The following is a 15,524-nucleotide window of genomic DNA, read 5'->3' on the forward strand; positions in this document are numbered from 1 at the left end:
CTAAAAAAATTTTGTACCCATTATAGCACAAAAACAGGAAAAGGTAAATAGCCAGTTGTACCATTATTGTTTTCGTATTACAATATATCCAAAAGTACGAAAGCGGGGATATCGTAAATGGATACTTTTATGTATATTGCGGTTTGTGATGATGTTAAGGCAGAATTAGAACTGCTTTCAGAGTACATAACCAGTTGGAGTAAAGATACGGGGACAACCTGCATTCTTAAAAAATATAACAGTGCGGAAGCTTTTTTATTTGATTATGAAGCGGACCAGAAGACAGATATTCTGATTCTGGATATACAGATGAAAGAAATGAATGGAATGGAGCTGGCGAAAAAGCTATACAGGGAAGGCAGTAAGATACAGTATATCTTTGTAACCGGAATGAAACAGTATGTATTTGAAGGATATTCGGTAGAAGCGGTGTCCTACCTGCTAAAACCGGTAAAAGAGGAGGAACTCTTTCGATGCCTTACTCTTGCTCTTGAAAGACTTCGTAAAAATCATTGCATTATTCTGGAGGATGGAAATACCCTTCAAAAAGTTTCACTATATGATATATCCTACATAGAAAGTGCAGGACATTATACTTACTTTTATGGAGACAAACGGGAATACCGGAGCAATAAGGGAATAAGCATTTATGAGGAAGAGTTAAAAGAGGTTGGTTTTTTCAGGCTTCACAGGTCTTATATCATAAATCTTGCAAAGGTAGAGTGTATCACGAAGAAAGAGGTTACAGTAGAGGGCATACAGATACCCATTGCCAGGGGACAGTGGGAAAGCTTAAACAGAGCTTATTTAGCCTACCACAGAAGCAGATGCCTGGAAAGGGATTACCTATGAGCGTATTACTTGAAATTATCTGGCTGCTTCTTTACATCTATTATCTCTATCAGAGCGGGAATGTTAAAAAGGGCAGAGCAAGGGCAGTGGTATTATTTCTTACCTGCACTTCTTTCTTAATGCTTTTTTCTCTGACCAGTCTTAAAGGTGTGTGGGCTGTCATAACGCTGGTTTTGATAATATATGATTATTGCTATGATGAAGAGCCTTTCTCTCTTAATTGGCATTACCTTATAGCCCCCGGTGCTTTTATGACAGCAGGATGTTTTTTTGCAGGCAAAGCAGAATTCTTTACAGAGGAGGTAATGACAATTATTCTTCTGTGGCTCTGCCTTTTCCTTTTGACGGTTAAACGAAGTAACAAGGCAAAGGGATACCTTATCATAACGGCCCTTGTATTTGGCGGAATAGCGGCTGTGCTTGGAAATATGGGAGTTATTACCGGAAGGGAATCCACAGAGGGAATAAGAGCTGGCAGCCTGTCTTTTTTGTATGAGGCAGTGACAGTTCTTGCTGTTCTGATTTTTATATTGCTTGAGAATTCCTTTACCGGATTTCAGAAAGGCTTTGAAAAAGACAGTAAAAAGTTCAGAGAAGAAGTGTTAAAGCATCAATATGAAGAAATTAAGAATATTTATCTGAATATGAGAGGGTGGCGCCATGATTACCATAATCACTTGCAGGTAATGAAGGCCTACCTTACATTTGATCAGAAAAAAGAGTTAGAGCAATACCTGAGTGAATTGGAGCAGGAACTTAACAGAGTGGATGCCTATGTAAAATCAGGAAACCTGATGTTAGATGCCATTTTAAACAGTAAGCTGTCCCTGATGGAGAAAAGCGGAATCTCTATTACCTGTAAGACAGAGCTGACCGGTGACATTCCTTTGCAGGAGGTGGATTTATGTGTAATCCTTGGCAACCTGTTGGACAATGCTATGGAAGCCTGCGGGCAGATACAGCAAAATGAACGTTTTGTAAGGGTTTATATTTCGGTTATAAAGAAGCAGTTTTATATATCCGTCCAGAATTCGGCAAAAGAAGAACCGGATTTTAATGAAAGAAATTATATATCAAATAAAAGGGGTAACCATGGATTTGGCATTAAGAGGGTGAAAGCACTAACAGATAAATACGAGGGTTTTTTAAACCTTCAGAATGAGCCGGGAATTTTTGCGGCAGAGGTTACGCTTCCCATAAAGGACTTGGTAAATCAGGGAGAGGCAGACTTTTAATTTGCATTTCGTGCAGTATAGAAGCATTTCGTGCAGATGGACATGCCGGTCACATGAATTATGCTATAGTTGTCTTAAACAACCGGTTATGAAACCACAAGGGAAAGGACTGCCAGGACTACATATGAATAAAAAGTATACTATCTTACAAAATATCTTGTATCTGCTGCGAAAATTAATATTTTATGAAGGGAAACGCTATTTACCACTGGCATTATTGCGTATTGCGGTATCAGTCTTTCTGCCATTGCTAACGGTTGCTCTTCCGGGGCTTGCGGTCAGGCTGTATCTATCTGACAGAGATATCAGGCAGTCGGTATTCCTTATGGCAGGTTTTACTCTTGCGGTGTTTCTGCTTAAGACCCTGCTGGCCTTTCTAAATGCAAAGATATATGGGATTACTTTTCTATTTCGTATTGATATGGGTGATGAGCTGTTGGAAGATATTCTGGAAATGGAGTATGCCGATTTTGAAAATCCTAAAAGAAGGGACAGGCTGCAGAAAGCAGAAAGAGCCTTTTATGAGGGGAATAACGTCGGAGCAGAAGCAGTACTAAACCAAAATATGATTCTTCTTACCAATCTATTGGGGTTTACGGTGTATTCTGTTATATCTGCCAGTTTAAACCCTTGGATTCTGGCACTGCTTATTATAATGGCAGTTCTAAACGGAATCATGAACCAGCGTAACCGTAAATGGCTGGACAACCATAAGGATGACTGGACGCCTGTGGATAAGAAAATCCGATATATGAACGAACAGATTATTGATATCGGAAACAGCAAGGACATACGGATTTATGGCATGGGGGAGTGGTTTAGGAAAGCTTACGGTGAATTAAAGGCAGAACGGCTTGGATGGTTTAAGAAGGAGTACATTAGATATTATATGCAGAACGTACTGGAGCGGCTGACTTATTTTATCAGAGAAGGTGCTTTATATCTGTATTTGATTTACCGGATGACAAAGGGAATGCCTCTGGATGCGTTTCTTTTATATCTGGGAGTCGCAGCGGGTTTCAGCACCTGGATAAGGGAGATATTTAGCAGTATACATGAACTCGGGATTAACAGTGACATAGTGAATGATTATCGTGCTTTTCATGAAGGTGTTAAGGGAGATGAAAGCAGTGTTCATATGCCTCTTTTAAAGAAGCATACCATTGAACTTAAGGATGTAAGCTTTTATTATCCGGAGAGTGATAAACCCGCCCTTAAGGACATAAGCCTGGTATTAAAACCCGGTGAGAAGACTGCTTTAGTTGGAATGAACGGAGCAGGCAAATCCACACTGGTCAAGCTTCTTTGCGGACTTTACGCTCCCACAAAAGGAGTAATTTACATGGATGGTGTGGACATAAGTACTATACCGAAGAAGGTTTATTTCAAAGAATTTGCAGTTATATTCCAGGAGGTTTTCAGTTTTGCCTTCTCCATACAGGATAATGTAACCTGCCAGACGGAGGAGGAAGTCAATGAAGAACGGTTTATCGACAGTCTTAAGGGGGCGGACCTTTTACAACGGATAGAGCGTCTGCCCGGGAAGTTTGAAACCTCTATGGGAAAAGAGCTGGATACGGAAGGCATCTTATTCTCCGGCGGAGAAATGCAAAAACTGATGTTAGCCAGGGCATTATATAAGGATGCACCGGTAGTTATCCTGGATGAGCCGACAGCAGCTCTTGATCCTCTTGCAGAAAGCAGTATGTATGAAAAATACAATAGCTTTGTAGAGGGAAAGACCAGTGTATTCATATCCCACCGGTTAAGCTCGACCAGATTCTGTGACCGGATCCTCCTTATAAAAGACGGTGAAATTATAGAAGAAGGAAGCCATGAAGAATTAATGGGGAAACAGGGTGAATATTGCACGATGTTTAAGGTGCAGGCCCACTATTACATGGATCAGGAAGACAGAAAGGAGGAGAAGATATGGGCAGTGGAGTAAAGAATAAACACAGCCATCACAAAACGGGTTTTCGGCTCATGAAGCTTTTACATCAAACAGATCCTGATATTATACCTCTTTCCATGCTGCTTTCCCTTCTACAGACTGCTATCCCTTATTCTGGATTTTTTCTTTTTGCATGGATAATAGACTGCCTTACACAGAGTAAATACAAAGAAGCTCTGCATACTGCCATTCTTTTGATAGGAATAAATCTTTTACTTGGACTGTTAGCGGATTTATTGAGTCAGACACTTGACTATAAGGGAAAGGCCTCTGCCGTTAGCATAAGATACCTGATAAGAGAAAAGGCTTTGGCACTTGATCTTGAAACCATGGAAAATGCAGGTGTGCAGGAAAAAATTAATACTACAGAATTTGCCATGAAGCTTTATGGCGGGATTGAGCAAGTCATGAAATGCTACCAGAATATTTTTACAGCCCTGCTATCGGTAATATTATCCATTGCTATGATATTTATCCTTTGTTTCCGAAAGCCTGAAAGCAGAGGATTACTGGGAGCGGCCGTATCACCCGGTATGTCCGTACTTTTCTTTGCCGGTGCGCTTGGTGTGGTTATTCTATGGCAAAGAGGGATAAGTAAGGGGCTTGCAAAAAAACAGGAGGCTAACAGAAACAGCCATGTAAAAGCCGAACACCAGCTTGGCTATATGCTAAGCCAGGTGTTTATGGATTATACCAAGGGCAAGGTTATCCGTATCTCTGACATGAAGGGAATGATTATGAAAAGATACGGTGTCTGGCGAAAGATTACCCGTAAGGTCTATGAAGAAATGGTTACTATGTACAAAAAATCCGATACCTTAAGTAATTGCGCCAGCGGCATCTTTACGGCATTTTCTTACCTTTTAGTGTTCCTTAAGGTTCTGACAGGAGCAGTAAGCATCGGTTCCTTTGCTAAATATGTGGGGGCAATGACACAATTTAATACGGCTTTATCAGATATTGCAGGAAACAATCAAGATATTGAAGAGATATGCGGTTACATGTCCAGCTTTCTTGAATTTTTAGAGCTTGAGAATAAAAGGGAAACCGGCAGCATACCCATTGAAAAGCGCCTGGACAATGTATATGAAATTGAATTTCGAGGGGTGAGCTTTGCCTATCCGGGCAGCCGGGAGAAGATTCTGAATAATATCTCCTGTAAAATCCGCCTGAAAGATAAAATGGCTCTGGTAGGGGAAAACGGAGCAGGAAAAAGCACCTTTATTAAGCTTTTATGCCGCCTTTATGATCCTACGGAAGGTTATATTACGTTAAATGGCGTGGATATCAGAAAATATGACTACCGGGAATATTTAAGCCTTTTTGGTATTGTTTTTCAGGACTTTAAGCTCTTTGCATTTCCTATAGGGGATAATATAGCAGCAAGTAAGGAATGGGACGAGGAGAAGCTTTTTAAGTGCCTTAAACAGGCGGGAATGAAGGAGTGGGTACAAAAGAAAAAGGCAGGATTAAATACAAACCTTTATACGATTCAAAACGGGGGTGAAGATATAAGCGGAGGAGAGGCACAGAAGCTTGCTCTGGCCAGAGCGCTTTATAAGGATGCACCCTTTGTTATACTGGATGAACCGACGGCGGCCCTGGATCCGTTAAGTGAGTATGAAATCTATACCCGGTTTGACGAACTTGTACAGGATAAGACAAGTATCTATATATCACACCGTATGAGCAGCTGCCGTTTCTGTGATGATATCATGGTTTTAAGAAAAGGGGAAATAGCAGAAAGAGGAAGTCACGATAAGCTTCTTAAGCAGGATGGAATCTATACAAATCTTTGGAAAGCTCAGGCAAAGTATTATGCATGAGTATTAATATGCAATATATATTATAAAAATACATGTATTTATAATAGATAAAAATAGAAAATGAATCCATTTTAGCGTTTCTGATTTCTTGATAAATACTCTAATAAATTAAAATTGTTTTATTGTATACAATTGTGCCAAGCGCTGAAATGCCTGGGTTTTCCGGCTTTTTATGCGATTGGCACTGCTTTTTGTCCGAAAAAGTCAGGTTGACAGTAAAGGAAAAATGGGGTATAATCACCAAGAAAGTAGGCATTTTTGGGAATATGGATTTTGTTTGTAAAATGCATACTTTTATGGAATGAAAACTGGTGAAAATGACGGCAGGCAGAGCAGACAGCAAAGGGCAGCTTTTAATGAAGAAAGGTTGTTGGTGAACCGATGTCCTTAACGAATGAAGGGTATCGGTTTTTGTCAGTATTAGTCACAACACATAGTCAGGCATGGCACATAGTTAGAAAGGATGATTAGGTGAACGAATTGTTACAAAAATTTAATTTTTCAGACGATGTAAAAGCAATCCTAAATAGTTGCAAGAGCGTAATAGTTCCTGCCACAAAAGAGGAATTGCTGGCGCTTTCCTTTGGCCCCGAAGGAGTAAATGAATATGAAGTCAGATATGATGTAGAAGGCAAAGGTCCCGTTTTGGAGGCTACTGTAACAAGATGCCGTAACGGTGTAATTGCTAACTACCCAGAGGATTATATGAGAAGAAGAGATCCTGACTGCCTTATCGTATCGGATGACAAAGGGACGGATAAGCCAAGGTACCAGGAGCTTTACCACAGAGACTTCAAGGAATTAAGAGATGCAACCCTGAATTGGCTTAAAGACCAGGAGTTACTTATTGTTCCTTTTATGTCAGGCGGTAAGGAATATGGTTATCCTTCTATTTTACTTGCACCTGTTAATGCGGCGTTTTTCGGCGCAGCTATGGCAGATTTGCAGGAGTTTGTGAGCGTAAATGATATGGAAGACGGTTTCACTCCCAGAGCTGTCGTTTATCTGGCACCCCCTTTCCGTCACACATATTTTGACGGCAAACAGGTAGTTGTTCACAACAGGCTTGATGATGTCCACGAGGTATTTTCCTATAATCTCTATCCGGGTCCCAGTGCAAAAAAGGGTATCTATGGAGTATTGTTAAATATAGGTGAAAATGAAGGATGGACAACATGCCATGCTTCCACAGTAAAGGTAATCACTCCTTATGACAACGAAATAGTCATAATGCACGAAGGTGCTTCCGGGGGCGGTAAGAGTGAAATGACTGAAAATATTCACAGGGAATTAGATGGTAAGGTTGTTCTTGGTGTGAACACGATTACCAATGAAAAGACATATATTGAATTGGTCGATGCCTGTGAGCTTCGTCCGGTTACCGATGATATGGCATTGTGCCATACCGACATGCAGAATGAAAGCCATAAGTTAGTTGTAAAGGATGCAGAAGACGGCTGGTTTTTACGTCTGGATAATATAAAGAAATATGGGGATTCTCCTCAGCTGGAAAGTACTTTGATTCAGCCGCCGAGACCTTTAGTATATATCAACATGCAGGCTATTGAAGGCGCAACCTGCCTTCCCTGGGAGCATATCATTGATTCCGACGGTAAACCTTGCCCGAATCCAAGAGTAATTCTTCCGAGGGAATTTGTACAAAATGTGGTGAGTGACCTTGTAGAGGTGGATATCCGAAGCTTTGGCGTAAGAACACCGCCTTGTACCAAGGAAAAGCCAAGCTATGGAGTTATTGGTCTGTTCCATATACTTCCTCCGGCTCTTGCATGGCTTTGGAGGCTTGTAGCACCCAGAGGCTATAATAATCCAAGCATTAATTCTACTAATAAGATGACAAGCGAAGGAGTAGGTTCTTATTGGCCCTTTGCAACCGGCAAGATGGTAACACAGGCTAACCTCCTTTTAAATCAGATAAAGAATTCGCCCCATACCAGATATGTACTGATACCAAATCAGCATATCGGTGTCTATGAGGTAGGCTTTATGCCTCAATGGGTTGCAAGAGAATATATTGCAAGGCGCGGCGGTGCGAAATTTAAACCGGAGCATTTATCAGAAGCCCGCTGCAATATTCTTGGATATTGCCAGGAATCCATCCGTATTGACGGACGCTATATCAGAAAAGATTTTCTTCGCCCTGAACTTCAGGCAGAGGTTGGTATTGAAGGATATGATAAGGGGGCAGGGATGTTGATTGATTTCTTCAAAGCTGAGCTCGAAAAATTCAATACGCCGGAGCTTGATCCGTTAGGAAAGAAGATTATTGAGTGCTTCTATAACAATGGTTCTCTGGATGATTACTGCGATATTCTTCCTATGAGATATTAATAGAGAAAATGAAAGGTCCCTGATATCAGGGACCTTATTTTATCTTATAGGAAATTACGCCCTATAAGATAAAAAGCCCTACGGGCAGGATGCACATGATGCGCCAAGGAAGTTGTCACTGTGTGACGGCGCATCAGCGCCAGAATCTGGCAAGCCAGACTCTTTCTTATAGAAAAATTCTAAAGTCTGGAATTTTTTAAGAAGTGTATTGACATTATGTATTGCTTTAAGATATGTTAATGAAGGCAGGTATAAAGTTATCACAGCAGTTTACCTGAATCATGTTTTATGAACAGGCAAATTACGGACTGAACTTCAACAAATGTATAGATATAGTTCAATACCATTTTTCAAACTTTCTATTTGAGCATTATCGCAAGCCTGCTTGCGATATGCATGGGGAGTATTTACACAATAATAAATTGGATTAAATTTATTAATGAGTTAAAGGGTATCCATGAAAGTATCATAAAAAGGAGGAAGAATTATGTCAGTAAAATCTAATGTAGTTGACTGGAAAACAATCACAAGCTTTGTAACAGAGGCATTCATGGGGTATGGTGTCCCGGAAGAGGATGCAAAGATCTGCGCTGATGTATTGCTGGAATCAGATAAACGGGGAATAGAATCACATGGTGTAAACCGCTTTAAACCAATCTATCTGGATCGTATCAAAGCAGGCATTCAAAACCCGGTTACAAACTTTGAGGTCATAAAGGAAACGCCGACAACAGCGGTTGTAGATGGGCATGACGGTATGGGGCAGGTTATCGGTGTAAAATCTATGAATATGGCAATTGAAAAAGCAAAAAAATATGGAATGGGTATGGTTACCGTACGTAATTCGACGCATTATGGCATTGCAGGCTATTATGCAACCATGGCAACCAAAGCCGGATGCCTTGGAATTACCGGGACAAACGCAAGACCTTCCATTGCACCGACCTTTGGAGTGGAGAATATGCTTGGCACCAACCCTCTTACTTTCGGTATGCCGACTGATGAAGAATTTCCCTTTGTGCTTGATTGTGCAACTTCAATAACTCAGCGGGGGCGTATTGAATATTATTCACGCATTGGTAAGCCGACACCTGCCGGCATGGTAATTGGGCGGGATGGTAAACCAAAAACCGATTCGGATCAGATACTATCTGATTTAAATACCGGACATGCGGCACTTGCTCCATTGGGAGGCATAGGAGAGGAGCTTGCCGGTTATAAGGGCTATGGGTATGCTACGGTGGTGGAGATTCTTTCGGCAGCTTTGCAGCAGGGCAATTTTCTTCTGGGGTTAACAGGTATCGATGAAAATGGTAAAAAAGGACCTTATCATCTGGGACATTTCTTTATTGCAATAGATACGGAAGCATTTTCAGGATTGGAAGCATTTAAAAAGACTTGCGGGGATATTCTGCGTGAACTCCGAGGTTCTGCCAAAGCGCCGGGATGCGAACGTATTTATACGGCAGGCGAAAAAGAGTATCTTATATGGCAGGAACGTAAGGAGAGCGGTGTTCCGATTAATGAAGCGGTACAGCGGGAAATAATTAAAATACGTGATGAACTTGGGCTGGTACAATATAAATTCCCATTTGAATAAGTTTGAAAAAGAAGAAATCCCTTAAACCGCAAAGATAATTAAAAAATAAGATAAATGAAAGATTGAATAACCTTAACCTCGGGGAAGCATACTTATCTTGCAGAACCAATAGAGAAGGAGGAAATTATGCCAAAAGACAGTCAGCCGGATAATAAAAAAGCCCGAATGGAAAAGGCAAATAATCAAACGCCAATAACCAGAGAAAATCAGAACCAGACAAGAAACGCAAAGAAGCAATCAGCAAAACACAATGATGTTTAATGACAGGAATGAGGTAACTATGGCAAAAGCAGGAATGAGGCGCCCGGATGAGGATGAACCCCACGGAACGATGGAGCATATAGGAATCCAGCGGAAAAAGAACGAAGAAAAACCGGTTCCGGAGATTCAGGGGAAGGCAAAAAGCGGGCACGAAAAAGCAAATCCAATTAAATATGACGGTAAATGGTAAAAAGAAGCCCTATGACTTTCAGATAGTACAATCAGGAAAGTCATGGGGCTTCTTCTGACATTTGGTATAGTTTTGAGACAATTTTCTTTCTATAATAGGAATATATACTGAAATTGGTAATAGAAGTATTTTAGGGCTTGCAATGGTTAATCCCGAGTATTATAATAGGGATTAAATTAGTAGGTATTAAAACAGTGGGAATTAATAGAAGAAAGGCAAAGGTGAATAATATGTCAGAACAATTACTTAAAATTAAGGGACTTAAGGTTAGTGCCGACGGAAAGAATATTTTGAATGGACTGGATTTGAATATAAATAACGGTGAAGTTCATGTGATTATGGGGCCCAACGGAGCAGGTAAATCAACTCTGGGATATTCTATTATGGGGCATCCAAAATATGTGATTGAGGAAGGAAGCATCAGCTTTGAAGGTGAGGATATTACATACGAAAAGCCGGATGTGAGAGCTAAAAAGGGTATTTTCCTGTCTTTCCAGAATCCGGAAGAGTTAGCAGGAGTAAATCTGGAAAGCTTTATCAGAACCTCAAAAGCAGCAATTGAGGGAAAGCCCTTAAGGATACTTGCTTATAGAAAGGAATTGGGCAAGACTATGGAAAACCTGGGTATGGACAGAGAATATGCGGACAGATATCTGAATGTAGGTTTTTCAGGAGGAGAAAAGAAAAAATCAGAAATTCTTCAGATGCTTATGTTAAATCCCAAGCTTGCTATATTAGACGAAACGGATTCAGGACTTGATGTAGATGCCGTTAAAATAGTATCCCAAGGAGTAAAAGCATTTAAAAATAAAAATAATTCACTGTTAATTATCACCCACAATACTAAAATACTGGAATATCTGGAGGTTGATTACGTCCACATTCTCGTAGAGGGAAAGCTGGTTAAGACAGGTAATGCCTCCCTTGTTGATGAGGTGAATAAAAACGGTTTTAAGGAATTAGCTCTAAGCTAAAGAAAGGAGGACATCATGGAAGCAGTAAAGAATAAGACCTATGTAGAGGATGTCAACCGTAGCATCTATGATATTAAGGATAAGGTAAATGCCTCTTATAAGGCTTCCAGAGGATTGACTTCAGGGATTGTGAATTCCATATCCTTAGAAAAGAATGATCCGGCCTGGATGCGTGAATTTAGGCAGCAATCTTTAAAAATATATAAGGAGCTTGAAGTTCCTGTATGGGGACCAAGTCTTGAAGGACTTAACATGGAGGATATTGTTACCTATGTAAGACCTAATACAAAAATGCAGCTGAAATGGGAGGAAGTACCGGAAGATATCAAGAATACCTTTGAACGGCTTGGAATCCCGCAGGCAGAAAGAACTTCTCTGGCAGGAGTGGGAGCCCAGTATGATTCAGAAGTTGTGTACCACAATGTAAGAGAAGAAGTAAAAAGTCTGGGTGTAATCTATACGGACATGGAAAGTGCGGTAAGGGAATACGAGGACATGGTAAAGGAACATTTTATGAAGCTGGTAACACCCAGAGACCATAAGTTCGCTGCATTGCATGGTGCTGTTTGGAGCGGAGGCTCCTTTGTATACGTTCCCCCGGGTGTTTCGGTGGAGATTCCGCTGCAATCCTATTTCCGTTTAAATGCACCGGGAGCAGGGCAATTTGAGCATACCCTGATAATTGTAGATAAGGGAGCAAGTCTTCATTTCATAGAGGGATGTTCTGCACCAAAGTACAATGTAGCCAATCTTCATGCCGGCTGTGTAGAGTTATTTGTACGGGAAGGAGCAAGACTTCGTTATTCCACCATAGAAAACTGGTCAAAGAATATGTTCAATCTGAATACCAAGCGCGCTTCAGTTGAGAAGAATGGGACAATGGAATGGGTGTCCGGCTCTTTTGGTTCCAGAGTATCTTACCTGTATCCGATGAGTATCTTAAAGGGAGAAAATGCTAAAATGGAATATACGGGAATTACCTTTGCCGGTAACGGGCAAACCCTGGATACCGGAGTAAAAGTTGTTCACGCTGCTAAGAATACTTCTTCCCATATGAGTTCCAAATCCATCTCCAAGGACGGCGGATGTTCAACCTTTCGAAGTGCCGTAGTCATGGGAACGGAAGCAGATGGTGCCAAATGTGCGGTATCCTGTGAATCCCTGATGTTAGATTCCGAGTCCCGTTCCGATACTATTCCGGTTATGGATATCCGCAATGATAATGTAGATATCGGTCATGAGGCAAAAATCGGGCGGATCAGTGACGATACGATATTCTACCTGATGAGCAGGGGATTAAGCGAGGCAGATGCAAGAGCGATGATAGTAAGCGGCTTTGCAGAACCTATTGCAAAGGAGCTGCCGTTGGAATATGCCCTTGAGATGAACCAGTTAATACGTCTTGAGATGGAAGGCAGCATAGGCTAGAATGCCGCCATAGGCGGCGGAATAAGAGGTGAATATGATACTTGAATTGAAAGAAGCAAACAAACTGCCCATGAAAACTTTCCGTTGGCTGGGCGTAAACGAATTAAAGGTCTTAAGGGAGATACCGGATATCAAACCCTTTGAAAAAATAGAAGCAGAAGGAATAGGAGTAAAAGAATTAGTTGTAACCAGAAACAATACCTTCCCTTATGAAAAAATGCCTCTTACCGGAATGGGAGAGGAAGCAGCAGAATTCATACACCAAAATAAGAATCAGGAAATGACGATTACAGTTCCAAAGGGCAGGAAGGTAAAGGAACCGGTGTTTATCCGGTACAGCCTGACAAAAGAAAACCCTGCCCTTGCAGAAGAAGTCTGTATTTTTGCAGAAGAGGACAGTGAAATAACCCTGGTGGTTATCTATGAAGGAGAAGAAGAGGCAAACGCTTTCCACGGAGGATTGTTTTATTTGAAAGCTGCAAAGGCTTCTGTGATAAATCTGGTTCAGGTACAGCTTCTTCCTGACACCGGCTTTCATTTTGGAAATATCGGAGCAGAGGCAGAGGAAAATGGATGTATTCGGATTACCCAGTGTGAATTGGGAGGCGGTTATGCGATAAGCGGAATCTGCGGAGAATTAAAGGGTGATGGCAGTGAGCTTAATGTAGACACCATTTATTTTGGTGACAGGGAAAGAATCCTTGATTTTAATTATGTGGCTAACCACTATGGCAAGAATTCCAAAAGCGATATGAGGGTAAACGGAGCCCTTTCCGGCACCAGTAAGAAGATATTCAGAGGAACCATTGATTTTAAAAGGGGCGCCTCCGGTTCAGAAGGTGCAGAAGGGGAGTATACACTGCTCTTTGATAAAAACATCAAGAATGTATCCGTACCGCTTATCCTTTGCGGGGAAGAGAACGTATCCGGAAAGCATGCCGCAAACAGCGGAAGGCTGGAAGAGGAGAAACTCTTTTACATGATGTCCAGGGGGCTTAGTGAAGAAGAAGCAAAGAAAATGATGTTGGAAGCATGGTTTCATCCTGCCGTACAAAACATACCTTCTGAAGAAATAAGAGAAAAAGTATCGGAATACGTGAATAGGAGGTTAAGCCATGTCAAATCCTTATAGAAAAGATTTCCCCCTGCTAAATCAGAAGGAGAGGAGCAAGCCCCTTATCTATCTTGATAATGCGGCCACTACCCAGAAGCCGGATGCGGTTTTAAATGCTATGGAGGAATATTACAAAGAATATAACGCCAATCCCTATAGAGGGCTTTATGATATCAGTGAAAAGGCTACAGAAAAATATGAAGAGGCAAGAAGGATTACAGCTGAATTTATTCATGCCAAAGACTCTGCTGAAATTATTTTTACCAGAAATGCTACGGAAAGCCTGAATCTGATTGCCTATAGTTTCGGCAGGAGCTTTTTAAAGGAAGGGGAAGAGATACTGATTCCCATATCGGAGCATCACAGCAATCTCCTTCCCTGGCAGCAGCTTGCAAGAGAGAAAAAGGCAGTACTTAACTATCTCTACCTTGATGAAAGCGGCAATTTAAGCGAAGAGGAGCTTGAAGCCAAGATAACAGAGAAAACCCGTATAGTAGCTTTTGCCTATGTATCCAATGTTCTGGGTACCATCTATCCGGTAAAGGAAATCGTAGAAAAAGCACATAGTGTGGGGGCCGTTACTGTGGTGGACTGTGCCCAGAGTATTCCTCATTATCCTCTTGATGTAGAAGCGTTGGGAGTGGATTTTGCAGTCTTTTCAGGGCATAAAATGCTAGGTCCCATGGGAATTGGAGTGCTGTACGGCAAAAAGGCTTTACTGGAGAGTATGCCGCCTTTCTTAACCGGCGGAGAGATGATTGATTTTGTTTCCGAACAGGAAGCTACCTTTGCTCCCCTTCCCCAGAAATTTGAAGCAGGTACTCCTAATGTGGGAGGAGCCATCGGACTTATGGAGGCAATCGCCTATATAAAGGATACAGGATATGATAAAATAAAGGCAGCAGAGGAAGAACTTACCGCTTATGCACTTGACAGATTGAGAGAATTATCCTATGTTACTATATATGGGGAAAAATATTTGAAAGAAAACAGAAGCGGCGTAATATCCTTTAATGTGGAAGGGGTACATCCCCATGATGTGTCTTCGCTCTTAGATGCAGACGGCGTCTGTATCCGTGCCGGACATCACTGTGCACAGCCGCTTATGCACTATATGGGTGTGGCTGCGACATGCCGTGCTTCCTTCTATTTTTACAATACAAAGGAGGATATCGACAGTTTTATAGAAAGTCTTAAAAAGGTAAGGAGATGGCTGGGAATTGGGAATTGAAAATATTTATTCGGACATTTTAAGGGAACATGCAAATTCCAACCATAATAAGCATCATCTTGGGCATCCTACACAGACCCAGAGGGGAATCAATCCCAGCTGCGGTGATGAAATCGAATTGGAATTAGAGTTAGAGGACGGAATTATCAAAGATGCTTCCTTTGTTGGCAGCGGATGCGCCATATCCCAGGCTTCTGCTTCGATTATGGTCGACTTAATCAAAGGAAAAAGCATAGAAGAGGCAAAAGAGCTGGCAAAAACCTTTACCGGTATGATTAAGAATGAAATGAAAGAAGAGGACCTTGAAGTTCTGGAAGATGCCATAGCCTTAAAGGACATCTCCCACATGCCTGCCAGAGTGAAATGTGCAGTGCTTGGCTGGCATACGTTAGAAGAAAGCATAAAAGAAAATCAGGAATAATGGGTTATAATAAATGCCATATAAAAGTGCATACAGCAGCTTTTTTATGGCATTTTGACTTATTTGCAGTAGCTTGGATAAAATAATAG

Annotated in this window: 13 protein-coding genes; all 13 read left to right on the forward strand. The window is 41.3% G+C overall.

The annotated features are described in order from the left end of the window. Nucleotides 1–117 precede the first annotated feature (117 nt). The 13 genes from BUF11_RS03725 (at nucleotide 118) to sufU (ending at nucleotide 15,435) form a co-directional block, all read left to right on the forward strand. Nucleotides 118–852 carry a LytR/AlgR family response regulator transcription factor gene (locus tag BUF11_RS03725; RefSeq protein ID WP_084558428.1) on the forward strand — a complete coding sequence of 245 codons (735 nt, stop codon included), beginning with the start codon at nucleotides 118–120 and terminating at the stop codon, nucleotides 850–852. After that, nucleotides 849–2,087, forward strand: coding sequence for a sensor histidine kinase (locus tag BUF11_RS03730; RefSeq protein WP_242952306.1), 1,239 nt, complete (start codon nucleotides 849–851; stop codon nucleotides 2,085–2,087). The genes BUF11_RS03725 and BUF11_RS03730 overlap by 4 nt, the downstream gene beginning before the upstream one ends. A 124-nt stretch (nucleotides 2,088–2,211) precedes the next feature. Continuing rightward, nucleotides 2,212–4,035 (forward strand): ABC transporter ATP-binding protein, encoded by a 1,824-nt coding sequence (locus BUF11_RS03735; protein ID WP_073587421.1) that lies wholly within the window; start codon nucleotides 2,212–2,214, stop codon nucleotides 4,033–4,035. Further along, nucleotides 4,020–5,867 (forward strand): ABC transporter ATP-binding protein, encoded by a 1,848-nt coding sequence (locus tag BUF11_RS03740; RefSeq protein WP_073587422.1) that lies wholly within the window; start codon nucleotides 4,020–4,022, stop codon nucleotides 5,865–5,867. The genes BUF11_RS03735 and BUF11_RS03740 overlap by 16 nt, the downstream gene beginning before the upstream one ends. A gap of 471 nt (nucleotides 5,868–6,338) precedes the next feature. Then, a complete protein-coding gene (locus BUF11_RS03745) occupies nucleotides 6,339–8,216 on the forward strand; it encodes a DUF4914 family protein (protein WP_073587423.1) in 1,878 nt (625 codons plus the stop codon). A gap of 487 nt (nucleotides 8,217–8,703) precedes the next feature. Further along, nucleotides 8,704–9,816 carry an Ldh family oxidoreductase gene (locus BUF11_RS03750; protein ID WP_073587424.1) on the forward strand — a complete coding sequence of 371 codons (1,113 nt, stop codon included), beginning with the start codon at nucleotides 8,704–8,706 and terminating at the stop codon, nucleotides 9,814–9,816. Nucleotides 9,817–9,942: 126 nt separating this feature from the next. Continuing rightward, nucleotides 9,943–10,077, forward strand: coding sequence for a hypothetical protein (locus BUF11_RS24915; protein WP_278277128.1), 135 nt, complete (start codon nucleotides 9,943–9,945; stop codon nucleotides 10,075–10,077). A gap of 19 nt (nucleotides 10,078–10,096) precedes the next feature. Continuing rightward, nucleotides 10,097–10,267, forward strand: a complete 171-nt coding sequence (locus BUF11_RS03755) for a hypothetical protein (RefSeq protein WP_175561974.1) — start codon at nucleotides 10,097–10,099, stop codon at nucleotides 10,265–10,267. 230 nt (nucleotides 10,268–10,497) lie between these two features. Continuing rightward, nucleotides 10,498–11,241 carry a Fe-S cluster assembly ATPase SufC gene (gene sufC / locus BUF11_RS03760; RefSeq protein ID WP_073587426.1) on the forward strand — a complete coding sequence of 248 codons (744 nt, stop codon included), beginning with the start codon at nucleotides 10,498–10,500 and terminating at the stop codon, nucleotides 11,239–11,241. Nucleotides 11,242–11,256: 15 nt separating this feature from the next. Further along, the gene (gene sufB / locus BUF11_RS03765) at nucleotides 11,257–12,669 is read left to right on the forward strand and encodes a Fe-S cluster assembly protein SufB (protein WP_073587427.1); all 1,413 of its coding nucleotides are present in this window, start codon (nucleotides 11,257–11,259) and stop codon (nucleotides 12,667–12,669) included. 34 nt (nucleotides 12,670–12,703) lie between these two features. Continuing rightward, the gene (locus tag BUF11_RS03770) at nucleotides 12,704–13,801 is read left to right on the forward strand and encodes a SufD family Fe-S cluster assembly protein (RefSeq protein ID WP_073587428.1); all 1,098 of its coding nucleotides are present in this window, start codon (nucleotides 12,704–12,706) and stop codon (nucleotides 13,799–13,801) included. Beyond that, nucleotides 13,785–15,014: a cysteine desulfurase gene (locus BUF11_RS03775; RefSeq protein ID WP_073587429.1), complete on the forward strand. Its 1,230-nt coding sequence runs from the start codon at nucleotides 13,785–13,787 to the stop codon at nucleotides 15,012–15,014. Before BUF11_RS03770 ends, BUF11_RS03775 begins: the two co-directional genes overlap by 17 nt. Beyond that, entirely contained in the window at nucleotides 15,004–15,435 is a 432-nt protein-coding gene (gene sufU, locus BUF11_RS03780; protein WP_073587430.1) for a Fe-S cluster assembly sulfur transfer protein SufU, read from the forward strand. Before BUF11_RS03775 ends, sufU begins: the two co-directional genes overlap by 11 nt. The last annotated feature ends 89 nt before the right edge of the window (nucleotides 15,436–15,524 follow it).

The organism is Anaerocolumna xylanovorans DSM 12503 (assembly GCF_900143645.1).
Lineage (GTDB): Bacteria > Bacillota > Clostridia > Lachnospirales > Lachnospiraceae > Anaerocolumna > Anaerocolumna xylanovorans.

Excerpts from the sequence above, each read along its gene's own strand:
- BUF11_RS03725 (WP_084558428.1), top strand. The coding sequence starts at position 118 with ATGGATACTTTTATGTATATTGCGGTTTGTGATGATGTTAAGGCAGAA.
- BUF11_RS03730 (WP_242952306.1), top strand. The coding sequence starts at position 849 with ATGAGCGTATTACTTGAAATTATCTGGCTGCTTCTTTACATCTATTAT.
- BUF11_RS03735 (WP_073587421.1), top strand. The coding sequence starts at position 2,212 with ATGAATAAAAAGTATACTATCTTACAAAATATCTTGTATCTGCTGCGA.
- BUF11_RS03740 (WP_073587422.1), top strand. The coding sequence starts at position 4,020 with ATGGGCAGTGGAGTAAAGAATAAACACAGCCATCACAAAACGGGTTTT.
- BUF11_RS03750 (WP_073587424.1), top strand. The coding sequence starts at position 8,704 with ATGTCAGTAAAATCTAATGTAGTTGACTGGAAAACAATCACAAGCTTT.
- BUF11_RS24915 (WP_278277128.1), top strand. The coding sequence starts at position 9,943 with ATGCCAAAAGACAGTCAGCCGGATAATAAAAAAGCCCGAATGGAAAAG.
- BUF11_RS03755 (WP_175561974.1), top strand. The coding sequence starts at position 10,097 with ATGGCAAAAGCAGGAATGAGGCGCCCGGATGAGGATGAACCCCACGGA.
- sufC (WP_073587426.1), top strand. The coding sequence starts at position 10,498 with ATGTCAGAACAATTACTTAAAATTAAGGGACTTAAGGTTAGTGCCGAC.
- sufB (WP_073587427.1), top strand. The coding sequence starts at position 11,257 with ATGGAAGCAGTAAAGAATAAGACCTATGTAGAGGATGTCAACCGTAGC.
- BUF11_RS03770 (WP_073587428.1), top strand. The coding sequence starts at position 12,704 with ATGATACTTGAATTGAAAGAAGCAAACAAACTGCCCATGAAAACTTTC.
- BUF11_RS03775 (WP_073587429.1), top strand. The coding sequence starts at position 13,785 with ATGTCAAATCCTTATAGAAAAGATTTCCCCCTGCTAAATCAGAAGGAG.